Raw genomic sequence first — 22,689 nt, forward strand, 5'->3', positions numbered from 1 at the left:
CCCATACCGCCCCTGATGCCACCCGTTGTCATGACCTTGGTCAGTTGTGACAGATGACCGGTCAAGGACGGAGTCACGTCCCCGTCAACATCCGACCGGACACGTCCGGTTTTGTGTATTTGGCCAGGTGCGCGCGGTGGCTGGTTCGCGTACGGTTGACGGCTGCCCTACGCACAGCAGAAGGGGGCCTGGGTGGCCGCGCAGAACGCCACGCACGCACCGGATCACGCTTCGGATTCCGTTCGCGACCGCGAGATCGAGGCCGAGCAGACGCACCTGGACCGCGTCTACCGGCGCCTTGAGGAGAAGATCCACGAGGCGGAGTTCCTGATGGACGACGCCGCCAAGCGCGGCCAGGTCGGCACACCCGGCGCGCTCGCCGAGCGCGACGCGCAGGTCTTCCAGGCCGGCGTCCATCTCCACCGCCTGAACTCCGAGTACGAGGACTTCCTCTTCGGCCGGATCGACCTGCTCCTCGGCAAGGACGGCAAGAAGGGCCCGGACGGCGCCTACACCTCCGTCGAGCCCGCCGACGGCGCGATCGAGGACAACCGCGCCGAGATCGCCGAGACGCTGCACATCGGCCGCCTCGGAGTCCTCGACGCGGACTACGCGCCGCTGGTCATCGACTGGCGCGCGCCGGCCGCCGCGCCCTTCTACCGCGCCACCCCGGTCGCCCCCGGCCGGGTCGTCCGCCGTCGCGTCATCCGCTCCAAGGGCCGCAAGGTCCTCGGCGTCGAGGACGATCTGATGCGCCCGGAGGTCACCGCCACGCTGGACGGCGCGGAGCTGCCGGCGATCGGCGACGGCGCGCTGATGGCCGCGCTGGGCCGGGCCCGCAGCCACACCATGCGCGACATCGTGGCCTCCATCCAGGCCGAGCAGGACATGGTGATCCGGGCCCCCGCCGCCTCCGTGACCGAGGTCGAGGGCGGCCCCGGCACCGGCAAGACCGCCGTCGCGCTGCACCGCGCCGCCTACCTCCTCTACCAGGACCGCCGTCGCTACGCGGGCGGCATCCTCGTGGTCTCCCCGACGCCGCTGCTGGTCGCGTACACCGAGGGCGTGCTGCCGTCGCTCGGCGAGGAGGGGCAGGTCGCCATCCGTGCCCTGGGCTCGCTGGTGGACGGCGCCGAGGCGACCGCTTACGACCCGCCCGAGGTGGCCCGGATCAAGGGCTCCAGCCGGATGCAGAAGCTGCTGCGCAAGGCGGCTCGCGGGGCGCTGGAACTGGCGGCCCCGGACGCGGCCGGGCCGGCGCGGGAAGCCGGGCCGGGCACCGGCCAGGACGCCCAGCTCTCCCTGGAGGACCTCATCACGGCGGCCGGGGACGGCACCGGCGACTGCACCGGGGGCGACGCGGCCGACAACGGTGCCAAGAACGGCGTCACGAACGGTGCCAAGAACGGCGTCACGAACAGCGCCAAGAACGGTGGCCAGGGCCGCCGGGCCCGCTCCGGGACCCCACGTCCCACGATGCCCACCCCACCCACCCCACCCACCCCACCCGCCGCGGGCCCGCCGACCCGCCTCCGCGTCGTCGCGTTCGGCGGCCGTATCGAGCTGGACGCCGACGAGCTGCACCGCGTCCGGCAGGCCGCGCTCGGCGGGACCGCGCCGGTCAACCTGCTGCGCCCGCGCGCCCGCCGGCTGCTCCTCGACGCCCTGTGGAACAAGTCGGGCGCCGGCCGCCGCTACACCGACCCCGAGCTGGCCGCCGAGGCCCGCCAGGGCTTCGACGAGGACATCACCACCGAGCCGGAGTTCCTGGAGTTCCTGGACGCCTGGTGGCCGGAGCTCACCCCGCGCGGAGTGCTGGCCGCGATGGCCGACGAGCGCCTGCTGGGCCGCTGGGCCCGGCGCATCCTCAACCCCCGCGAGGTGCGCCAACTGGCCCGCTCGCTGCGGCGGTTGGACGAGGGGGGCACCTCCCATGCCGTTAAGGCGATGGGGGACGGGCACGGCCCGCTGTCGGTGCACGATGTCGCGCTGCTGGACGAACTGCAGCTGATCCTCGGTGCCCCGATGCGGCCGGCGAAGCCGCGCGAGGTCGATCCGCTGGACCAACTCACCGGTCTGGAGGAGCTGTCGACCTTCGCGGACCGCACCTCCGCCGGCCGCGGCCGGCGCGAGCGGCTGGCCGAGGAACGCACCGACTACGCCCATGTCATCGTCGACGAGGCACAGGATCTGACGCCGATGCAGTGGCGGATGGTCGGCCGCCGCGGCCGGCACGCCACCTGGACCGTCGTCGGCGACCCGGCGCAGTCCTCGTGGTCCGACCCGGACGAGGCCGCGCTGGCCCGGGACGAGGCGCTCGGCGCCCGTCCGCGCCGCCGCTTCACGCTCACCGTGAACTACCGCAACCCCGCGGAGATCGCCGAGCTGGCGGCCAAGGTGCTGGCGCTGGCGATGCCCGGTATGGCCTCGCCGCAGGCGGTCCGCTCCACGGGCGTCGAGCCGCGGTTCACCGTCGCCGCATTGGACGGGGAGCGCGCTGCCGCCGCCGACGAGGCGCTGGCGCGGGCCACCGTCGACGAGGCCGGGCGGCTGCTGGACGAGGTCGACGGCACGGTCGGCGTCGTCGTGGCCATGAAGCGCCGCGAACAGGCCCGCCGTTGGCTGGCCGGGCTCGGGGACCGGGTGGTGGCCCTGGGCTCCCTGGAGGCCAAGGGTCTGGAGTACGACGCGACGCTGGTGGTCTCGCCGGCCGAGATCGCCGACGAGTCCCCGGCCGGGCTGCGGGTGCTCTATGTGGCACTGACCCGCGCCACCCAGCAGCTGACGGTGCTCTCCACCGGGAGCGACGAACCGGACCCGGACGGGGTGCCGGACCTGCTGCGCGACTAGGACCGGGCACGTATGGCCGCCGCATGCCGCCATTTGCCCTCGTACGCCGCCGTACGAGGGGTCTTGAAAAGCGGCCTCGAAGACGGGATTCCCTTCCGGGGATGGTTTGTTAGCCTTGGTGACGGCACCGGCTCGATCCAAGCCCCCGGGCCCAACCATCGTCGCTACGAGCGACCACTTGCCGCGAGGCGAGCATGGCGGGTCGGTGCCGCCAAACGTCAGCTGTGGGCGTCTCTCCTTCGGGAGAGACGCCCACAGCTGTTTTTTCGTGTGGCGGTGCTCACGCCGCACCCCCGGAAGAGGGGGTTCTACTTACCCGGCAATATCTCGTATGGTGGAATTTACCTTCCGAATGAGCTCCGCCGCATGACAAGAAAACGTTCGCAATACGGGGCGGCTACCACGTACTCCGCGGTAGGTGCGACGATCGGCAGGCAATCCAGCGACAGGTGAAAGCAGAGGAAGTCGGCCATGGCAACGGCGCCCAGCGTCTCGTACTCGATGACGGTTCGGCTGGAGGTCCCGGCCAGCGGGACCGCGGTCAGCCAGCTCACCACGGCCGTGGAGTCCTCCGGCGGGTCGGTCACCGGCCTCGACGTGACCGCGTCCGGCCACGAAAAACTCCGGATCGACGTCACCATCGCCGCCACCTCCACCGCGCACGCCGAGCAGATCGTCGAGCAGCTGCGCAACATCGAGGGCGTCTCGCTCGGCAAGGTCTCGGACCGTACCTTCCTGATGCACCTCGGCGGCAAGATCGAGATGGCGTCGAAGCACCCCATCCGCAACCGTGACGACCTGTCGATGCTCTACACCCCGGGTGTCGCCCGGGTCTGCCAGGCCATCGCCGACAACCCCGACGACGCCCGCAGCCTGACGATCAAGCGCAACAGCGTCGCGGTCGTCACGGACGGCTCCGCGGTGCTGGGACTGGGCAACATCGGCCCCAAGGCCGCCCTGCCCGTCATGGAGGGCAAGGCGGCCCTCTTCAAGCGCTTCGCCGGCATCGACGCCTGGCCGCTGTGCCTGGACACCCAGGACACCGACGCGATCGTGGAGATCGTCAAGGCCATCGCCCCCGGCTTCGCGGGCATCAACCTGGAGGACATCTCCGCGCCCCGCTGCTTCGAGATCGAGGCGCGGCTGCGGGAAGCCGTGGACATCCCGGTCTTCCACGACGACCAGCACGGCACCGCCATCGTGGTGCTCGCCGCCCTCACCAACGCGCTGCGCGTCGTCGGCAAGAAGACCGAGGACATCCGGGTCGTGATGTCCGGCGCCGGCGCGGCGGGCACCGCCATCCTCAAGCTGCTGATCGCGGCCGGCGTCCGGCACGCCGTCGTCGTCGACATCCTCGGTGTGGTGCACGCCGGCCGCACCGACCTGGTCGACGCCGACCCGGACTCGCCGCTGTGCTGGATCGCCGGCAACACCAACCCGGAGGGCGTCACCGGCACCCTCAAGGACGCCGTGGTCGGCGCGGACGTCTTCATCGGCGTCTCCGCGCCCAACGTCCTGGACGGCGACGACGTCGCGACGATGGCCGAAGGCGCGATCGTGTTCGCGCTCGCCAACCCCGATCCGGAGGTCGACCCGGCGATCGCCCGGCAGACCGCCGCCGTCGTGGCCACCGGCCGCTCCGACTTCCCGAACCAGATCAACAACGTCCTGGTGTTCCCCGGCGTCTTCCGCGGCCTCCTCGACGCGCAGTCCCGTACGGTGAACACCGAGATGATGCTGGCCGCGGCCGGTGCCCTCGCGGACGTCGTGCACGAGGACGAGCTCAACCCGAACTACATCATCCCCAGCGTCTTCAACGACAAGGTCGCGGGCGCGGTGGCCGGTGCGGTGCGGGACGCGGCGAAGGCGGCGGGCCCGGATGTGACGGCTGCCACGACGCTCTGATACGGCGCGTCGCGGGACACGCCGTCCTCAGGGCCCCCATAGGCTGGCGGGCAGCAATGGCCGCCGCCCTGTGGGTCCGGCCCGGAGCGGCATGGTGTGGAACGTCACCACCACGTGGCAGTGGCGCTTTTCGTGTGACCCTCCTGGGCGCCGGATTGGCTTTACCGCCGCAGGTAGGGGCAGGATGCGTATTCGGGCGCGAGGGTCTGACAGCAGACCCGGGTCCGGGGACTGTCCGAGGGCCCTGGCAGCATCGGCTTCGATCTCACGCCTCATTGGCAAGAAGAACACGGGAGTACAAACATGAACCGCAGTGAGCTGGTGGCCGCTCTGGCCGATCGCGCCGAGGTGACCCGCAAGGACGCCGACGCCGTTCTGGCCGCCTTCGCCGAGACCGTCGGCGAGATCGTCGCCAAGGGCGACGAGAAGGTGACCATCCCGGGCTTCCTGACCTTCGAGCGCACCCACCGTGCCGCTCGCACCGCGCGCAACCCGCAGACCGGCGACCCGATCCAGATCCCGGCCGGCTACAGCGTGAAGGTCTCCGCGGGCTCCAAGCTCAAGGAAGCCGCCAAGGGCAAGTAAGGCCCTCGGCGTGAGGGCCGGTGAGGCCCTCGGTAAGGCGTGATGGGGCGGCCATCCCTTTGGGGGGTGGCCGCCCTTTCGGCTGCTGGGGGATGGGGAATGGGGGATGGGGCGGATGTGGTGGCTGAGTGTGGCGGTCAATCCGCCAGGTCTACGTCCTCCAGGGAGGGCACGACGGCCGTACGGATACGGGGCACCCGAAGGGCGGGCCCCTCCCCAGTGCGAGACCCCAGGACGCCGTCCGAGGTCTCGCGTCGTCAGTGGGCTTTGAGGGATCAGACGGTTTCGGTCGCCGGCCTGCGCAGAGGGTGCTCGGTGCGCACGCGGGGCGCGGCGTGTGCCGGCATGGCCGGGCGCGGTCGAGGCCGAATGCGAGACGCGGTGCGGGCACACCCGTACCGCACTGCACCTCATCGGCCACGCCGAGGACATCCTCGCCGCGGGGTCCGAGCACCCCATCCCGTCATGGATGGACTGCTTCAGCCCGGCGCGGCTCGCCGTGTTCAAGGGCAACACCCAGTTGTGGGCCGGCCACTTGCCACAAGCGTGTACCACGCTCCTCGGCGTCCTGGAGGAGATGCCCGCCACCGAGGACGAACAACGCACCGTCGTCCACGGCGACTTGGCCGCTGTCGAAGCCGCGGTCGGCCGGCCCGAAGAAACCTGTCGGTACGCCTGCCCCGCCCCCACTCAAGCGGCTGTGGTGCGCCTTTGAAGGACACACGTCTTCTTCAAGGGCACACGCCGTCCTGGGGAGGCACGACATGGACCCGTCCATGTCGCAGCGTCCTGGACGCAGGGCCGTTCTCCGTCGCACTCACGGTGCCTGGCCGGCCGGATGGAAGCAGCGCAGAGCGGTCAGGTCCAGCGTGGTGGGGCTTTGGAATCGGCCGGGGCAGTCAGAGGATCACCTGACGTACTGCACGACGCTACGGGGTATGAGCGTTCAAGCGGTTGATCCAGGGCACGGCGCACGCGATGCGGCCGACCGACGCCGCTGCCGCCGTTTCTCCGCAAGCGGGGCCGCGCATGCGGGCGTTCCTTGCCGACGGCAGACACACACGCCGCCGCGAGCGGAATCGTCCGGCAGCAAGAGGCGGTGCGCACCCCAGAGGCGCGCACCGCTTCAGTCAAGCCAGATGCCGCTTGGCGCGGGCTCTCAGGAGCCCGCCGCCCCATTGGGCAGTTCCACTTGGGCGCCCAGGCTGACCAGCTTCTCCATGAAGTTCTCGTAGCCGCGGTTGATCAGTTCGATACCGTGGACGCGGGACGTGCCCTGGGCCGCCAGCGCCGCGATCAGGTACGAGAAGCCGCCGCGCAGGTCGGGGATGACCAGGTCGGAGCCCTGCAGCTTGGTGGGGCCGGAGACGACCGCGGAGTGCAGGAAGTTGCGCTGGCCGAAGCGGCAGGCGGAGCCGCCCAGGCACTCGCGGTAGAGCTGGATGTGGGCGCCCATCTGGTTGAGCGCGGAGGTGAAGCCGAGGCGGGACTCGTAGACCGTCTCGTGGACGATGGACAGGCCCGATGCCTGGGTCAGGGCGACCACCAGGGGCTGCTGCCAGTCGGTCTGGAAACCGGGGTGGACGTCGGTCTCCAGGGCGATGGCGTCGAGCGAGCCGCCCGGGTGCCAGAAGCGGATGCCCTCGTCGTCGATCTCGAAGGCGCCGCCGACCTTACGGAAGGTGTTGAGGAAGGTCATCATGGAGCGCTGCTGGGCGCCGCGCACGTAGATGTTGCCTTCGGTGGCCAGCGCCGCGGAGGCCCAGGAGGCGGCCTCCAGGCGGTCCGGGAGGGCGCGGTGGTTGTAGCCGTCGAGCTTGTCGACGCCGGTGATCCGGATCGTCCGGTCGGTGTCCATGGAGATGATCGCGCCCATTTTCTGCAGGACGCAGATGAGGTCCTCGATCTCCGGCTCCACGGCGGCGTTCGTCAACTCGGTGACGCCGTCCGCCAGGACGGCGGTCAGCAGCACCTGCTCGGTCGAGCCGACCGACGGGTACGGCAGTCGGATCTTGGTGCCGCGCAGCCGCTGCGGGGCCTCCAGGTACTGCCCGTCGGCGCGCTTCTCGATCGTCGCGCCGAACTGGCGCAGCACGTCGAAGTGGAAGTCCACCGGCCGGCCGCCGATGTCGCAGCCGCCCAGGCCCGGGATGAAGGCATGGCCGATGCGGTGCAGCAGCGGGCCGCAGAACAGGATGGGAATGCGGGAGGAGCCGGCGTGCGCGTCGATGTCGGCGACGTTGGCGCTCTCGACGTGCGACGGGTCGAGGATCAGCTCGCCGGGCTCGTCACCAGGACGCACCGTGACGCCGTGCAGCTGCAGCAGTCCGCGCACCACGCGCACATCGCGGATGTCGGGAACGTTGCGCAGCCGGCTCGGACCGCTGCCCAGGAGGGCGGCGACCATGGCCTTCGGCACTAGGTTCTTCGCACCGCGAACCCGGATCTCGCCGTCGAGCGGGGTGCCGCCGTGGACAAGCAGTACGTCGTCAGTAGAGACGGTCATGGATCTCGCGTTCCTGGAGACGGGCAGGGCCAAGGGGAAATGGTAAGGGCGTCGGAGGGGGTGTCCGTATGCCTGTGCAGGCTTCTTGCATGTAATGGCTTTGTCACAACACACTCGGCTACGATCCGCCTTTGATCTGTAATCGTTGTTTGGTCAAAAATTCACCAAAATGTCTTTAATGTGCGGTGAGGTCGGGGCTGATGCGGGCGTTCGGCCGTCCCGTGCGCCGGGGCTGCCGCCGTACGCCCTGAGCGCTCTCGCACCGGTCCGGCCGTTGACCCCCCGCATCGGGCCGAAGTGCGGGATCATGTGGCCATGACCGAGGTGTCCTCGCTCACAGGCCGGCTGCTCGTCGCGACGCCCGCGCTCGCCGATCCGAATTTCGACCGCGCGGTGGTGCTGCTGCTCGATCACGACGACGAGGGCTCCCTCGGCGTGGTCCTGAACCGTCCGACGCCGGTCGGGGTGGGCGACATCCTCGCGCCGTGGGCCGCGCTGGCCGGTGAGCCGGGGGTGGTCTTCCAGGGCGGGCCGGTGTCGCTGGACTCGGCACTCGGGGTGGCGGTGGTCCCCGGCAGCGCCTCCGGGGACGGTATGCCGTCCGTCGGGGGCGGGGCGCGGCCCGGTGGTGCCGACGCGGAGGTGGCGGGCGAACCGGCCGCGGACCGCGCCGGGGGCGCGCCGCCCGGGGATGAGCCGCTGGGCTGGCGCCGGGTGCACGGCGCGATCGGCCTGGTGGATCTGGAGGCCCCGCCGGAACTCCTCGCGACGGCGCTCGGCAGCCTGCGGATCTTCGCCGGTTACGCGGGCTGGGGGCCCGGCCAGCTGGAGGACGAGCTGGTCGAGGGCGCCTGGTACGTCGTGGAGTCCGAGCCGGGTGATGTCTCCTCGCCCGACCCGGAGCACCTGTGGCGGGCGGTGCTGCGGCGGCAGCGGAACGAGCTGGCGATGGTCGCGACGTATCCGGATGACCCGTCGCTGAACTGAACGCGTCGACTGAGCGTCTCGACTGAGCCTCGTTCGGCGGCGTCTCGACTGGGAGTTGTGCGGTGGTGGCTCGGCTGGGGCCTGTGCGGTGGTACCTCGACTGGCGCTTGTGCGGGGCGGTTGGACTGCTGCTCCTCCGGCTGTGTCCCCGGCCGGAATGTTGTTGATGGTTGGATTATTGTGACGGCTTCGTCATGGGGAATTGTTCAGTGGCTGTCGCTATGGTGCGAGGTGTTGGGGACGGCGCGCGGACGCGATGGCGGGTCCGCGCTGGACGAACGGGGAGAGCGCCATGCAGAGGCCCAGTGTGCCCGAGGACCTGGATCATCCGCAGCGGCTGTGGGCGCGTGCCGTGACGCTGGCGGTGGTGGCGGCAGCCGTGGACGACTGGGACGAATTCACCTGGGGTGAGCGGGGATTGGAGTGCTGGAACGGCGGCGGCTCCTACTGGTGGCGGCTGAAGCTGTTCGAGGACGGCCGCGCGCTGCTGTGCGGCCATGCGGACGGCAGCTATACGCACGACGGTGGCCGGCGGATCGACTTCCTGGCCGGCGGGCCCGAGTGGCTGCCCCGGGAGCGGCTGCGGGACGACGCCCGGGGGAACCTCCTCGGCTTCCTCTACTGGTGGCAGCAGGGCGCCTGAGCCCGCGCCCCGTATCCCGGGAAAATGCCGGACGACGGTCTGGAGATGGCGATGAGCTGGGCCGCGTCCGGTGACGCCGCGATCGGGAGGATCGTCGACGATCTCGTGGCCCGGGCGGAGAGCGAGGTGGATCTTGCGGCGGCGGTCCGCGCCTTCATCGCCGCCGCCGAGGCCCGTACGGTCGGTGCGGACGACATGGCCGCGCTGCTGGGCGCGGTCTGCGGTCAGGACGCCTGGTACGAGATCCGGCCGGCGGCCGCGCTGGCATTCGCCGGCCGGCTGGTGCTGACGAGCGGCGACCGTGGCGGGGTGCCGGTGACGTCTGCCTGAACGGCGTGGGAGGCGCCCCCACGCGCCGCTGCCGAACAGCCCCGCGCAGCGGACACAGCCCACCGCAGGCGCAACGGCGGGACAGCCAGAGACGTCGGCGCAGCACCGGCTGCTGGGGCCGTGCGCGGACCGGGGCACGGTGGCCCTCGCCCTGCACAATGCGGCCCTCTACCTGGGCAGCGCGGTCGGCTCGGCGCTCGGCGGGCCGGCGCTGGCGGCCGGACTGGCCCCGTACGCACTGCTCTGGGCGGCGGCCGTGGGACTCGCCGCGCACCTGGTGGCGGGCCGTCGCTCCCCGGTTGCGCTGCTCGTGAGTACCCTTGGCTCCTATGAGCACTCTTGAGCCCGAGCGCGGGGCAGGTACGGGGACCCTCGTAGAGCCGACGCCGCAGGTGTCGCACGGCGACGGCGACCACGAGCGCTTCGCCCACTACGTCCAGAAAGACAAGATCATGGCCAGCGCGCTGGACGGCACTCCCGTCGTCGCGCTGTGCGGCAAGGTGTGGGTCCCGGGTCGTGACCCGAAGAAGTACCCCGTCTGCCCCATGTGCAAGGAGATCTTCGAGTCCATGGGCGCCGGCGGCGACAAGGACAAGGGCGGCAAGGACGGCGGCAAGAAGTAGCCACCGGGCGTAGCCGGCGGTTTTCCGCGGTGAGCGGCGGGTCGTAGCCGCTCACCGCATGGCGGTGCTTCCGCCATGGGTGCGGGTCCGGGTCCCTCGGGGGCCTGGACCCGTCGTCGTTCTGGAAGCCGGACGCGAACGACCGGGGCGGGATCATGGCAGCATCGATCGTGATGACCATCCCCGTGCTGGTCTTCTTCGTACTCGTACAGCGCCGGCTGGTATCGGGCCTGGGCGGCGCGGTGAAGGGCTGACGGCATGCCACACACAGACCCCGGAACCGGCTCCGGAGCGGACACCGGCACGGCCGCCGGAATCGGCTCCGGAACGGACAGCGGTACGAACACCGGAGCGGAGAACGGGTCCGGCACCGGAAGTGACCTGATTCCGGCGCCGCTCCGCATCGACGGGCCGTACCGCAGCGCCGTACGGCTCGGCGAGTCCACCGCGCTCGCGGCCGCCCCGGGCACCGAGGACACCGCGTGCTGGTTGCGCGACACCCTCGGCGCGGCCTTCGGCCTGCCCCTGCCACCCGGCCCCGACGACGCCGCGGACACCCTCTCCCTCACCCTCGACGGGGACCTCCCGGCCGAGGGCTACCGGCTGGACGCCGACGCCGCCTGGGGCGTACGGATCGCCGGCGGCAGCCCGGCCGGAGTCTTCTGGGGCGCGCAGACGCTCCGTCAGCTCCTCGGCCCCCGCGCCTTCCGCCGGGCACCGATCGCACCGGACCGGCCCCTCGCCCTGCCGCAGCAGAGCATCGAAGACGCCCCCCGCTTCCCCTGGCGCGGCATGCTGCTCGACGTCGCACGGCACTTCCTGCCCAAGGACGACGTGCTGCGCTGTCTGGACCTGCTCGCGGCCCACAAGCTCAACGTCCTCCACCTCCATCTCACCGACGACCAGGGCTGGCGCATCCAGATCACGCGTTACCCGAAGCTGACCGGGACCGGCGCCTGGCGGGCGCGCACCAAGCTCGGGCACCGCGCCTCCCCCCTCTGGGACGAGCGCCCGCACGGCGGCTACTACACCCAGGACGACATCCGCGAGATCGTCGCCTACGCCGCCGCGCGGCATATCACCGTCGTCCCCGAGATCGATATTCCCGGGCACTCACAGGCCGCCATCGCCGCGTACCCGGAACTCGGCAACACCGACGTCATCGACACCACCTCCCTGCGGGTCTGGGACACCTGGGGCGTCAATCCGAACGTACTCGCACCCACTGACAACGTCCTGCGGTTCTACGAGCACGTGCTGACGGAGGTCCTGGAACTCTTCCCCTCGCCGTTCGTGCACATCGGCGGCGATGAGTGCCCCAAGGATCAGTGGCAGGCGTCGCCGACCGCCCAGGCCCGGATCGCCGAGCTGGGCCTGGCCGACGAGGACGCCCTGCAGAGCTGGTTCATCCGGCACTTCGACCGCTGGCTCGCCGACCGCGGACGGCGGCTGGTCGGCTGGGACGAGATCCTGGAGGGCGGGAGCCGGGCGCCGGAAGGTGAGACGACGGAAGGCGAGACGACGGAAGGCGAGACGACGGAGCTGGGGCTGGCGGAGGCCGCCGTCGTCTCGTCCTGGCGCGGCTACGCGGGCGGGATCGCCGCCGCCCGCACCGGTCACGACGTCGTCATGTGCCCCGAACAGCAGGTGTATCTGGACCACCGTCAGCACGCCTCCCCGGACGAGCCGGTACCGATCGGCTATGTCCGCACGCTGGAGGACGTCCACCGCTTTGAGCCGGTGCCACCGGAGCTGACGGAGGAACAGGCCGCGCACGTCCTCGGCACCCAGGCCAACGTCTGGACCGAGGTCATGGACAGCCGGCAGCGCGTCGACTACCAGGTCTTCCCCCGGCTCGCGGCGTTCGCCGAGGTCGCCTGGTCACGGCTGCCGCCGCCGGCCGACCGCGACCACCAGGACTTCACCCGCCGGATGACCGCCCACTACGCCCGGCTCGACGCCCTCGGCGTCGACTACCGCCCGCCCGGCGGCCCACACCCCTGGCAGCGACGTCCCGGCGTGCTCGGACGACCCATCGACGGGGTGCCCCCGAACGTGTGAGCGGCGCGCCGGACCGGCGCAGGTCCCCACGCCTCGGGCGCCGGGGACGAAACCGGACCAGCATCCCGTTCCCGGACGGAACATCGCTTCGCGGACCCTCTCGCCCCGGTACCGGGAAGATGTGCCAGAGTTGCCACGTCCGGGCCGTGAACACGTACCGTACGGCGGAGCGGAACAGCCGGGACGCCAGGGAAGGGGCAGCTGGCTTGACCACCCACGCACCGCACGCGTCACACAAGGTGACGTTGCCGGCCTCGCTCGACGAGGCGGTGGCGGCGCTCACCGCCATGCCCGCCGCCGTGCCCGTCGCGGGCGGCACCGACCTCATGGCGGCCGTCAACGCCGGACTCCTCAGACCCGCCGCCCTGGTGGGCCTCGGCCGGATCAGCGAGATCCGCGGCTGGCAGTACCAGGACGGTCACGCGCTGCTCGGTGCCGGCCTCACCCTCGCCCGTATGGGGCGCCCCGACTTCGCGGCCCTGATCCCCGGCCTGGCCGCCGCCGCGCGCGCGGCCGGACCCCCGCAGGTCCGCAACGCCGGGACCCTCGGCGGCAATATCGTCAGCTCCGCCCCCACCGGCGACACCCTTCCCGTGCTCGCCGCCCTCGAAGCGACGCTGATCATCGCCGGTCCCGGGGGCGCCCGCCGTGAGATCCCGGTGAGTCATCTGCTGGCCGGCCGGGAGATGCTGCGGCCCGGCGAAGTCGTCGGCTTCGTACGGGTGCCGCTGCTGCACGCCTCGCAGACGTTCCTCAAGGCCACCGGCCGCACCGGCCCCGGACGCGCCACCGCCTCGGTGTCGCTGGTCCTGGACCCGGCCCGGCGGGGTGTGCGCTGCGCCGTCGGCGCGGTCGCCGCGATGCCGCTGCGCCCGCTGGAAGCCGAGCAGTGGGTCGCCTCGCTCATCGACTGGGACGGCCAACGCGGCCTGGTACCCGAGGCGCTGACCGCCTTCGGGGATTATGTCGCCGCCGCCTGCATCCCCGATCCGGCGCCGCCCGAGGACGGTTCGGAACCGGCGACCCTGCCGCCCGCCGCGCTGCACCTGCGCCGTACGGTGGCAGCACTGGCCCGCCGCGCACTTGGGAGGGCGCTCTCGTGAGTGAAGACAACCGTCATCCGCAGCAGCCGCACCCCGAGCAGGGCTGGCAGCCGCTGCCGCAGGGCGGTGAGTACGAGTCGGAGGCCACCGCCTTCGTCCAGCTCCCGGAGGGCTTCACCACCGGGGCCTACGGAGCCGGGCTGCCCAACGGATACGGCACCTCCGATCCGCTCGCCGCGCCCGGCCACGGCTACACCCCGCCGTCGTCGTTCGGCCCTCCGGTGTCCTCGCCGCCGGTCCCCGGTGGCGAGGACACCGGCGACCCGTCGGCGACCGGCCAGTGGACGATGCCGTTCGCGGACCCGTCGGCCGGATACGCCGACCCGTCCGCCGCGTACCCCGCCCAGGCCGCCCCGGCGGGCTCTTCGGGACACCAGCACCCGTCCGCGGGCTACCAGGGCGGCAGCGCACCCGAGGCGGCGCAGCCGTGGGGCAGCGGCGACCGGGTGGACTGGCCGGTCGCGGGCAGCGCGCAGGCGGCCGGCGGCTCCGGCGCGTGGTCGGTCCCGGCGGCGGCCGACGAGGGGTTGGAGGAGTCGGGCGAGTACCTGGTCGGTGACAACGGTCTGACGGGCTATCCGGGCCAGACGGGTCAGTCGGGTCGGCCGGGGCAGTCGGGGCCTGGTGGCCACGAGGGTGGTCGTCCAGGACATCCGGAGCAGCCGGGACATCCGCAGCGCCCGGGACGTCCGGGGCATCCGGAACACCCGAGGCATCCGGGGCGCCCGGGCCATGAAGCTCACGAAGGGCACGAACGTCACCAAGGTCATGAGGGGCTTACCGGGGCGGGTGACACCGCCGGTTACCAGGGTCAGGGCGGTGACTACTCCGGCACGTACGGGGGAGCCGGGGGTGCCGCGGACCCCGAAGAGCCCGGCAGGACCGGCCAATGGAGCTTCGCCACCGGACTGAGCGCCACCACGGGCCCGAGCGGCGGCTCCACCGCTACGGACGGTGCCGCCGGCGGCGGCACGGGCGGTGTCGACGCAGCGCACGGCACCGGGGCGCGGGACGGTGCGCACGGCCGCCGCCCGGACGACGCGTACGGTCGGGACGGCGGTCTGGCGGGTCGCGGCACGGGGCAGGGCGGCGAGCTGCCCGGTGGCGGCTCGTACGGGACCGGCGCGGACGGCGCGGACGCGGCGGCGGGCGGTGCGGACGCCGGTGCCACCGGCCATTGGTCGCTGCCGGCCGACGCGCTGGCCCAGTGGCCGCCGGCCGGGGAAACGACGCCTCGGCACGAGGAGGCGGAGACGGCCGGCACCGCGGCGGATGCCCGTGCGGATTCCGGTGCGGACGCCGGTGCCGCTACGCGTGCCGGCATGGACGCGGCTTCCGGTCCCCGTGCGGGCCAGGTGGAGCAGCCGACCCGGGCGGATCGGCCCGCCGAGCCGGACCGGGTGGCGGAGGCCGAGCGGTGGACGGTCCCGGCGGCCGACGGTGAACAGCCCGAGGAGTCCGGGGGGTTCGCGGCCGGTGCCGACGCAGGTGTGGGCGTGGCTGCCGAGGCCGACGCCGTCGCCGATGCCGGAGGCGTGGCTGACGCCGCCCCGGCCACCGGGTCCGCCGAGACGAGCGGGACGGGCGAGACAGGCGGGACGGGCGAGCACGCAGACCTCCCCACCGGCCACGCCGACCCCGCGGACGCCACCAGTACCCACGCCCCCGAGGCCGACCCCGCGGCCCCCGGCTTCGACGCCTGCGACGAACACCCCACCGCCTCCTACGTCCTGCGCGTGAACGGCACCGACCGGCCGGTCACCGACGCCTGGATCGGTGAGTCGCTGCTCTATGTGCTGCGCGAGCGCCTCGGCCTCGCCGGGGCCAAGGACGGCTGCTCGCAGGGTGAGTGCGGGGCCTGCTCGGTCCAGGTGGACGGGCGGCTCGTCGCGTCCTGCCTGGTGCCCGCGGCCACCACGGCGGGCAGTGACGTCCGTACCGTCGAGGGGCTTGCGCAGGACGGCACGCCCTCCGATGTGCAGCGCGCCCTCGCCGCCTCCGGGGCGGTGCAGTGCGGCTTCTGCGTACCGGGCATGGCGATGACGGTCCACGACCTCCTGAAGGGCAACCACGCCCCCAGCCGGCTGGAGACCCGTAAGGCGCTGTGCGGCAATCTGTGCCGCTGCTCGGGCTACCGGGGGGTGCTGGACGCCGTGGAGAAGGTCGTCAAGGACCGTGCGGAAGCGGCGGAAGCCGAGGCGGAGCCGGTGGCGGACACCCCGCGCATCCCTCAGCAGGCGGGCCCCGCCGACCCCACGGCGGGCCCGGTCCCCCACGACCCGCTCTCGCACGGGCCGCACCACGAGGGGCCGGGCGCCGATCCCCGGGCGGGAGGCGCCGTATGAGCAGGCGTAGCGAGCACATCACTGACGAGGTCCTGACATGAGCGAGCGCAGCATGGGGGTCCCCCCGGTCGGAGACTGGCGGAGAGTCATTGAGAGGTGCGCGCCTCGCGAATGCGAGGCCGAGCGGAGCGAGGCTTCGGCATGAGCGAGCGCAGCGAGCGAGTCATTGAGAGGTGCGCGCCTCGCGAATGCGAGGCCGAGCGAAGCGAGGCTTCGGCATGAGCGGCACGACCGACGGCGCCGGTGCCGTCACCGCGACCCCCGCAGCGGGTGTCCCGATCCCGCCCGTCGAGCCGCCGCAGCTCGGGCTGGGCGTCTCCCTGGCGCCCGCCGATGCGGCCGCCAAGACCGAGGGCACCTTCCCGTACGCCGCCGACCTGTGGGCCGAGGGGCTGCTGTGGGCCGCGGTGCTGCGCTCACCGCATCCGCGCGCGCGGATCCTGTCCGTCGACACCAAGCACGCGACGGAGATGCCGGGCGTGCGCGTCGTCGTCACGCACGAGGACGTCCCCGGCGACGCCGGACACGGCCGGGGCACCGCCGACCGTCCGCTCTTCGCCAAGGACGAGGTCCGCCACCACGGCGAGCCGATCGCCGCGGTGGCCGCCGACCACCCGGACACGGCACGGCTGGCCGCCGCCGCCATCGCCGTCGAGTACGAGGTCCTGGACGCCGTCACCGACCCGCAGCTCGCCTTCGAGGCCGAGCCGTTGCACCCCGACGGCAACCTCATCCGGCACATCCCGCTCCGTTTCGGCGACGCCGACGCGGTCGGCGAGGTGATGGTCGAGGGGCTCTACCGGATCGGCCGCCAGGACCCGGCTCCCGTCGGGGCCGAGGCCGGACTCGCGGTGCCGCGTCCCGACGGCGGCGTGGAGATCTACACCGCCTCCACGGATCCGCACACCGACCGCGATCTGGCCGCCGCCTCCTTCGGGCTGGACCCGGAACGCGTCAAGGTCGTCGTCACCGGCGTCCCCGGGGCCACCGCGGACCGCGAGGACCCCGGCATCCAGCTCTCCCTCGGCCTGCTGGCGCTGCGTACCGGTTGCCCCGTGAAGCTCGCGGCCACCCGTGAGGAGTCCTTCCTCGCGCATGCGCACCGTCACCCCACGCTGCTGCGCTACCGCCACCACGCGGACGCCGACGGCAAGCTGGTCAAGGTGGAGGCGCAGATCCTGATGGACGCCGGTGCCTACGCGGACACCTCCGCCGACGCGCTGGCTGCCGCCGTCTCGTTCGCCTGCGGCCCGTACGTCGTCCCGCACGCCGTCATCGACGCCTGGGCGGTGCGCACCAACAACCCGCCGTCCGGCCATATGCGGGGCGAGGGGGCGCTGCAGGTCTGCGCCGCCCACGAGGGGCAGATGGACAAGCTCGCCGCCCGGCTGGGACTGGAGCCGGACGAGATCCGGATGCGCAATGTGATGGCCACCGGTGATCTGCTGCCCACGGGGCAGACGGTCACCTGCCCGGCCCCGGTGGCGGAGCTGCTGGACGCCGTCCGGGAGGCGCCGCTTCCTGAGCTGCCCAAGGACACCCCCGAAGCGGAGTGGTTGCTTCCGGGCGGCCCGGAGGGCGCGGGCGAACCGGGCGCGGTGCGCCGCGGTGTCGGCTACGCGCTGGGCATGGTGCACATGCTGGGCGCGGAGGGCTCGGACGAGGTGTCCACCGCGACGGTCAAGGTCAGCGGCTCGGTCGCCACCGTCATCTGCGCCGCCGTGGAGACCGGTTCGGGGTTCTCCACGCTGGCGCGGCAGATCGTGCAGGAGACGCTCGGCATCGAGGAGGTGCATGTCGCGGGCGTCGACACCGACCAGCCACCGGCCGGCCCGGCCTGCCACGGCCGCCACACCTGGGTCTCCGGCGGCGCCGTCGAACGGGCCGCCAAGATGGTGCGTACCCAGCTCCTGCAGCCCCTGGCGCACAAGTTCGGTATGTCCACCGAGCTGCTCCAGATCACCGACGGCAAGATCACGTCCTATGACGGGGTGCTCAGCACGACGGTCGCGGAGGCGCTGGACGGCAAGGAACTGTGGGCCACGGCCCAGTGCCGGCCGCACCCGACCGAGCCGCTGGACGAGACCGGGCAGGGGGACGCGTTCGTCGGCCTGGCCTTCTGCGCCATCCGCTGCGTCGCCGATGTCGACATCGAACTGGGCACCGTCCGGGTCGTGGAGATGTCCGTCGCGCAGGACGTGGGGCGAGTGCTCAACCCGCGCCAGCTGCGGGCCCGTATCGAGGCCGGCGTCACCCAGGGCGTCGGCGCGGCCCTGATGGAGAACCTGCGCACCACGCGCGGCCAGGTCCGCCATCCCGACTTCACCGGTTACGTGCTGCCGACGGCACTGGACGCCCCGGACATCCGGATCGTCAGACTCGTCGAGGAGCGGGACGTGGTGGCGCCGTTCGGCGCCAAGGCGGCCAGTGCCGTCCCGGTGGTCACGTCACCGGCCGCCGTCGCATCGGCGGTCCGCGCGGCGACGGGGCGGCCGATCGGGCGGCTGCCCATCCGCCCCCAAGCGGCCGTGGCGCAGGCGGTGCAGCCCTAGCGGGCGGGCCGGGCGCTGGTGGAGCCGGTCCGCCCGACGGAGACGAGTGGAGACCCGGGACACCCGGTGAACGCGTAGGAAGGCGGCCCCCACAGTGTGGGGGCCGCCTTCCTACGCGTACGCGCGGTGCGTATCGAGGCCGTGGCGGGAATCGAACCCGCGTAACTCGCTTTGCAGGCGAGCCCCTCAGCCACTCGGGCACACGGCCGGATGAGGTGATGTCCCGACTCTAGGCCGCCGGGCGGGGGCGTGGGCAAGGGTGCCGTACGGGCTGCCATGAGACTGCAATACGGGGTTCACGAACCGGCGTCGCTCGTCGGCCGGCCGCGCTGCATGACGCGGTGTGAGGCGATGTGACCTCGGTCCCACCCCCGGGTGACCCGGGGCGGTAACCCCCGAGTGCGAACGGGGGCACCGGTAGGCTGACGCGGTTGCCGATCGCCGACCCGCCCGACGGAGACCGTGACTACCACCAGCGCCACCAGTAACCACCACCTGTCCCCGGCCTTCCCGGGCCGGGCCCCCTGGGGTACCGCGAACAAGCTGCGTGCCTGGCAGCAGGCGGCCATGGACCGGTACATCCAGACCCAGCCCAGGGACTTCCTCGCCGTCGCGACGCCCGGCGCCGGTAAGACCACCTTCGCGCTCACGCTCGCCTCGTGGCTGCTGCATCACCACGTCGTGCAGCAGGTGACGGTCGTCGCACCGACCGAGCATCTGAAGAAGCAGTGGGCGGAGGCCGCGGCCCGGATCGGAATCAAGCTCGATCCGGAGTACAGCGCGGGCCCGTTGGGCCGCGAGTACCAGGGCGTGGCGGTGACGTACGCAGGCGTCGGCGTGCGCCCGATGCTGCACCGCAACCGGATCGAGCAGCGCAAGACGCTGGTCATCCTGGACGAGATCCACCACGCCGGTGACTCCAAGTCCTGGGGCGAGGCCTGCCTGGAGGCGTTCGAGCCGGCCACCCGGCGGCTGGCGCTCACCGGCACGCCGTTCCGGTCGGATACCAACCCGATCCCTTTCGTGCAGTACGAGGAGGGGAACGACGGGATCCGGCGGTCGTCCGCCGACTACACGTACGGATACGGGAACGCGCTCGCCGACGGCGTCGTCCGGCCGGTGATCTTCCTCTCCTACAGCGGCAATATGCGCTGGCGCACCAAGGCGGGCGACGAGATCGCGGCCCGGCTGGGCGAGCCGATGACCAAGGACGCGGTGTCGCAGGCGTGGCGCACCGCGCTGGATCCGCGCGGCGAGTGGATGCCGAATGTGCTGCGCGCCGCCGATCAGCGGCTGACGGAGGTCAGGAAGGCGATACCGGACGCGGGGGCGCTCGTCATCGCGTCGGACCAGGAGCAGGCCCGCGCGTACGCGAAGCTGATCCGGGAGATCACCGGGGAGGGCGCCACCCTCGTGCTCTCCGACGACAGCGGCGCCTCGCAGCGCATCGATGACTTCTCGCGGTCGCACGACCGCTGGATGGTCGCGGTGCGGATGGTGTCCGAGGGCGTGGACGTGCCGCGGCTCGCGGTCGGCGTCTACGCCACGACGATCTCGACGCCGCTGTTCTTCGCGCAGGCGGTGGGGCGGTTCGTACGGTCCCGGAAGCGCGGCGAGACGGCCTCGGTCTTCCTGCCGACCGTCCCCATGCTGCTCGGCTTCGCCAATGAAATGGAGGTCGAGCGCGATCACGTGCTCGACAAGCCGAAGAAGGAGGGGGACGAAGACCCCTACGCCGAGTCCGAGAAGGAGATGGACGAGGCCAGCAAGGCGCAGGACGAGGACACCGGGGAGCAGGAGCAGTTCTCGTTCGAGGCGCTGGAGTCGGAGGCGGTCTTCGACCGGGTGCTCTACGACGGTGCCGAATTCGGCATGCAGGCGCACGCGGGCAGCGAGGAGGAGCAGGACTACCTCGGCATTCCCGGGCTGCTGGAGCCCGACCAGGTGCAGATGCTGCTGCAGAAGCGGCAGGCCCGGCAGATCGCGCACAGCAGGAAGAAGCCGGACGCGGAGGCGGATCTGCTGGAGATTCCGGCCGAGCGGCGGCCGGTGGTCACGCACAAGGAGCTGCTGGAGTTGAGGAAGCAGCTCAATACGCTGGTGGGCGCCTACGTCCACCAGAGCGGTAAGCCGCACGGGGTGATCCATACCGAGCTGCGCCGGGTGTGCGGCGGGCCGCCGAGCGCGGAGGCCACCGCCGGGCAGCTGAACGAGCGGATCAAAAAGGTACGGGAGTGGGCCACCCGGATGCGGTGAGGGGCTGCCCCGGCCCTTTCTTGTCCGCTCCGGCGGCCCGCCTCCCCGTAACGCCCGGACAACGGTTCAGCCCTCGCTGAAGGACAAACGGCTCACCACCTAGGGATCAGTCGGGACATTCCGGGCGGGAAAGACCGGATTCTGGACGGACTCTTCCGCTGACCGGACCGGATCGCTACTGTCCCGGTCACGCATACGCCCCGTGGCAGCGCCGCCGCGGAGCGCAGCCGGTGCCAAGCGGCCGGCGGCCTCTTGCGCGCGCTGCTACGGGACTCGCAGCGCGCCATGCGAAGCCGCCACTCACCTGAGAAGGGGGCGTCGTGACCGCGGAGACCTCTCAGACGCTCGACCGAGGACTGCGTGTCCTCAAACTGCTCGCCGATACGGACCACGGACTGACCGTGACCGAGCTGTCCAACAAGCTCGGCGTCAACCGCACCGTGGTCTACCGCCTGCTCGCGACGCTGGAGCAGCACGCTCTGGTACGCCGTGACATCGGCGGCCGGGCCCGGGTCGGCCTCGGAGTGCTGCGCCTGGGCCGCCAGGTGCATCCGCTCGTCAGAGAGGCCGCGCTGCCCGCGCTGCGCTCGCTCGCCGAGGACATAGGCGCCACCGCGCATCTCACCCTGGTCGACGGCACCGAGGCGCTGGCCGTCGCCGTCGTGGAGCCGACCTGGACCGACTACCACGTCGCCTACCGTGCCGGGTTCCGTCATCCGCTGGACCGGGGGGCCGCCGGCCGGGCGATCCTCAAGGGGCGGCAGGGCCGGCCCCAGGACGGCGGACTCGCCCTGACCCACGGGGAGTTGGAGGCGGGTGCGAGCGGGGCGGCGGCGCCGCTGCTCGGGGTGAGCGGTATCGAGGGGAGTGTGGGTGTGGTGATGCTCGCGGACACCGTCTCCGAGCGGGTCGGGCCGCGGGTGATCGAGGCGGCCCGCGAGGTGTCCGAGGCGCTGCGCTGAGCCGGGGCGCCGTGCTGAGCCGGGGACGTGCCGCCGGGAGGCCGGCAGGGCGTATGCGTTCGGCACGTGGGTCGTGTGGTGAGCCTGTTGCGCTGTGGTGAGGCCGCAGCGCTGCCGGAGGCCGGTGGTGCGACGGTCGCTTATGGTGGCCGGGTGTCTGCACGCACCCGCACCCTGGCGCTCTGCACCGCCCTCGTCGTCGCCCTGCTCGCCACCGCCGCCTTCGCGCCGCTGCCGTTCTCGGTCGCCTATCCGGGCATGACGGCGAATGTCCTCGGCGACGCCAAGGGCAAGCCGGTCATCACCATCACCGGCGCCGACACCCGCCGGACCACTGGCCAGCTGCGGATGACCTCGATCGTCGCCACCGGTCCGGACGCCTCCGTCCATCTGCTGGACGTCATCAAGGGCTGGTCCCGTACGGACCAGGCGGTGATGCCGCGCGACGCCGTCTATCCCGTGGGCGACACCACCGAGGAGATCGCGAAGCACAACGCGGCGCAGATGAAGAAGTCCCAGGAGACCGCCACCGCCGCGGCGCTGGGCCGGCTGCACCGGTCCGGCAAGGACGTCGACAAGGACGTCGAGGTCAAGCTGAGCCTGCAGGACGTGGGCGGGCCCAGCGCCGGCCTGATGTTCGCCCTCGGCATCGTCAACAAGCTGGACGGCGACGGCACGGGGCACGATCTGACCGGCGGCAAGACCATCGCGGGGACCGGCACCATCACCGCGGGCGGCAAGGTCGGCGCGGTCGGCGGTGTGCCGCTCAAGACGCAGGCCGCGCACCGCGACGGCGCCACGGTCTTCCTGGTCCCCGAGAAGGAGTGCGCGGACGCCCGCGCGGAGCTTCCCCAGGGCATGCGGCTGATCCCCGTGCGCACCCTGGACGGCGCGGTGGACGCCCTCAGGGCCCTGCGGACCGGGGCCAAGGTCCCGGCCTGCTGAGCCGGCCCCGCACTCCGACGGCTGGGCCGGTCCTCA

At 72.2% G+C, this 22,689-nt stretch carries 17 protein-coding genes, 1 tRNA gene and 2 pseudogenes; 18 read left to right on the forward strand and 2 right to left on the reverse strand.

Annotation, left to right across the window (positions count from 1 at the left end):
- Positions 1-192: 192 nt before the first annotated feature.
- The 5 genes and pseudogenes from K9S39_RS27745 to K9S39_RS27765 form a co-directional block, all read left to right on the forward strand.
- Positions 193-2,850: a HelD family protein gene (locus K9S39_RS27745; RefSeq protein ID WP_248866042.1), complete on the forward strand. Its 2,658-nt coding sequence runs from the start codon at positions 193-195 to the stop codon at positions 2,848-2,850.
- A 471-nt stretch (positions 2,851-3,321) separates the two neighbouring features.
- On the forward strand, positions 3,322-4,755 hold the full coding sequence (locus K9S39_RS27750; RefSeq protein ID WP_248866044.1) for an NAD-dependent malic enzyme: 1,434 nt from the start codon (positions 3,322-3,324) through the stop codon (positions 4,753-4,755).
- Between the two features lie 303 nt (positions 4,756-5,058).
- Positions 5,059-5,340 (forward strand): HU family DNA-binding protein, encoded by a 282-nt coding sequence (locus tag K9S39_RS27755; protein WP_007382399.1) that lies wholly within the window; start codon positions 5,059-5,061, stop codon positions 5,338-5,340.
- A gap of 337 nt (positions 5,341-5,677) precedes the next feature.
- On the forward strand, positions 5,678-6,055 hold the full coding sequence (locus tag K9S39_RS27760) for a hypothetical protein (RefSeq protein ID WP_319949584.1): 378 nt from the start codon (positions 5,678-5,680) through the stop codon (positions 6,053-6,055).
- A gap of 178 nt (positions 6,056-6,233) precedes the next feature.
- Positions 6,234-6,390, forward strand: a pseudogene (locus K9S39_RS27765) (tetratricopeptide repeat protein); the annotation flags it as partial.
- Positions 6,391-6,499: 109 nt separating this feature from the next.
- On the opposite strand, the gene murA reads toward K9S39_RS27765, so the two are convergent.
- Positions 6,500-7,846, reverse strand: coding sequence for a UDP-N-acetylglucosamine 1-carboxyvinyltransferase (murA, locus tag K9S39_RS27770; protein ID WP_248866046.1), 1,347 nt, complete (start codon positions 7,844-7,846; stop codon positions 6,500-6,502).
- Positions 7,847-8,161: 315 nt separating this feature from the next.
- Between murA and K9S39_RS27775 the strand changes: the two genes are divergently transcribed.
- From K9S39_RS27775 to K9S39_RS27820, 10 genes and pseudogenes are all read left to right on the forward strand, one after another.
- A complete protein-coding gene (locus tag K9S39_RS27775) occupies positions 8,162-8,833 on the forward strand; it encodes a YqgE/AlgH family protein (RefSeq protein ID WP_248866047.1) in 672 nt (223 codons plus the stop codon).
- A gap of 292 nt (positions 8,834-9,125) precedes the next feature.
- A complete protein-coding gene (locus K9S39_RS27780; RefSeq protein ID WP_248866048.1) occupies positions 9,126-9,476 on the forward strand; it encodes a hypothetical protein in 351 nt (116 codons plus the stop codon).
- Between the two features lie 24 nt (positions 9,477-9,500).
- A complete protein-coding gene (locus K9S39_RS27785) occupies positions 9,501-9,806 on the forward strand; it encodes a hypothetical protein (RefSeq protein ID WP_248866049.1) in 306 nt (101 codons plus the stop codon).
- A 139-nt stretch (positions 9,807-9,945) separates the two neighbouring features.
- Positions 9,946-10,149 (forward strand): hypothetical protein, encoded by a 204-nt coding sequence (locus K9S39_RS27790; protein ID WP_248866050.1) that lies wholly within the window; start codon positions 9,946-9,948, stop codon positions 10,147-10,149.
- Entirely contained in the window at positions 10,136-10,429 is a 294-nt protein-coding gene (locus K9S39_RS27795; RefSeq protein ID WP_026169910.1) for a DUF3039 domain-containing protein, read from the forward strand. Before K9S39_RS27790 ends, K9S39_RS27795 begins: the two co-directional genes overlap by 14 nt.
- 119 nt (positions 10,430-10,548) lie before the next feature.
- Positions 10,549-10,683 (forward strand): annotated as a pseudogene (locus K9S39_RS27800) (carbohydrate ABC transporter permease); the annotation flags it as partial.
- A gap of 4 nt (positions 10,684-10,687) precedes the next feature.
- A complete protein-coding gene (locus tag K9S39_RS27805; protein WP_248866051.1) occupies positions 10,688-12,490 on the forward strand; it encodes a beta-N-acetylhexosaminidase in 1,803 nt (600 codons plus the stop codon).
- Between the two features lie 206 nt (positions 12,491-12,696).
- Positions 12,697-13,593 carry an FAD binding domain-containing protein gene (locus K9S39_RS27810; RefSeq protein ID WP_248866052.1) on the forward strand — a complete coding sequence of 299 codons (897 nt, stop codon included), beginning with the start codon at positions 12,697-12,699 and terminating at the stop codon, positions 13,591-13,593.
- Entirely contained in the window at positions 13,590-15,938 is a 2,349-nt protein-coding gene (locus tag K9S39_RS42170) for a (2Fe-2S)-binding protein (RefSeq protein WP_283112930.1), read from the forward strand. The genes K9S39_RS27810 and K9S39_RS42170 overlap by 4 nt, the downstream gene beginning before the upstream one ends.
- A gap of 218 nt (positions 15,939-16,156) precedes the next feature.
- The gene (locus K9S39_RS27820; protein ID WP_248866053.1) at positions 16,157-18,490 is read left to right on the forward strand and encodes a xanthine dehydrogenase family protein molybdopterin-binding subunit; all 2,334 of its coding nucleotides are present in this window, start codon (positions 16,157-16,159) and stop codon (positions 18,488-18,490) included.
- A 136-nt stretch (positions 18,491-18,626) separates the two neighbouring features.
- Here the strand turns inward: K9S39_RS27820 and K9S39_RS27825 are convergent.
- A tRNA-Cys gene (locus K9S39_RS27825) sits at positions 18,627-18,698 on the reverse strand.
- Positions 18,699-18,952: 254 nt separating this feature from the next.
- Here K9S39_RS27825 and K9S39_RS27830 point away from each other — a divergent pair.
- The 3 genes from K9S39_RS27830 to K9S39_RS27840 all read left to right on the forward strand — a co-directional run bounded on the left by K9S39_RS27830 (position 18,953) and on the right by K9S39_RS27840 (position 22,653).
- On the forward strand, positions 18,953-20,746 hold the full coding sequence (locus tag K9S39_RS27830; protein ID WP_248866054.1) for a DEAD/DEAH box helicase: 1,794 nt from the start codon (positions 18,953-18,955) through the stop codon (positions 20,744-20,746).
- Positions 20,747-21,066: 320 nt separating this feature from the next.
- On the forward strand, positions 21,067-21,708 hold the full coding sequence (locus tag K9S39_RS27835) for an IclR family transcriptional regulator (protein ID WP_248866055.1): 642 nt from the start codon (positions 21,067-21,069) through the stop codon (positions 21,706-21,708).
- A gap of 153 nt (positions 21,709-21,861) precedes the next feature.
- The gene (locus K9S39_RS27840; RefSeq protein WP_248866056.1) at positions 21,862-22,653 is read left to right on the forward strand and encodes a S16 family serine protease; all 792 of its coding nucleotides are present in this window, start codon (positions 21,862-21,864) and stop codon (positions 22,651-22,653) included.
- Positions 22,654-22,689: the final 36 nt, after the last annotated feature.

Origin of the sequence: Streptomyces halobius (assembly GCF_023277745.1) — a bacterium.
Taxonomy (GTDB): domain Bacteria; phylum Actinomycetota; class Actinomycetes; order Streptomycetales; family Streptomycetaceae; genus Streptomyces; species Streptomyces halobius.

Bases quoted from the DNA above. Each gene is read 5' to 3' on its own strand.
- K9S39_RS27750 (WP_248866044.1), top strand. From the start codon at position 3,322: ATGGCAACGGCGCCCAGCGTCTCGTACTCGATGACGGTTCGGCTGGAG.
- K9S39_RS27755 (WP_007382399.1), top strand. From the start codon at position 5,059: ATGAACCGCAGTGAGCTGGTGGCCGCTCTGGCCGATCGCGCCGAGGTG.
- murA (WP_248866046.1), bottom strand. From the start codon at position 7,846: ATGACCGTCTCTACTGACGACGTACTGCTTGTCCACGGCGGCACCCCG.
- K9S39_RS27775 (WP_248866047.1), top strand. From the start codon at position 8,162: ATGACCGAGGTGTCCTCGCTCACAGGCCGGCTGCTCGTCGCGACGCCC.
- K9S39_RS27780 (WP_248866048.1), top strand. From the start codon at position 9,126: ATGCAGAGGCCCAGTGTGCCCGAGGACCTGGATCATCCGCAGCGGCTG.
- K9S39_RS27785 (WP_248866049.1), top strand. From the start codon at position 9,501: ATGCCGGACGACGGTCTGGAGATGGCGATGAGCTGGGCCGCGTCCGGT.
- K9S39_RS27795 (WP_026169910.1), top strand. From the start codon at position 10,136: ATGAGCACTCTTGAGCCCGAGCGCGGGGCAGGTACGGGGACCCTCGTA.
- K9S39_RS27805 (WP_248866051.1), top strand. From the start codon at position 10,688: ATGCCACACACAGACCCCGGAACCGGCTCCGGAGCGGACACCGGCACG.
- K9S39_RS27820 (WP_248866053.1), top strand. From the start codon at position 16,157: ATGAGCGGCACGACCGACGGCGCCGGTGCCGTCACCGCGACCCCCGCA.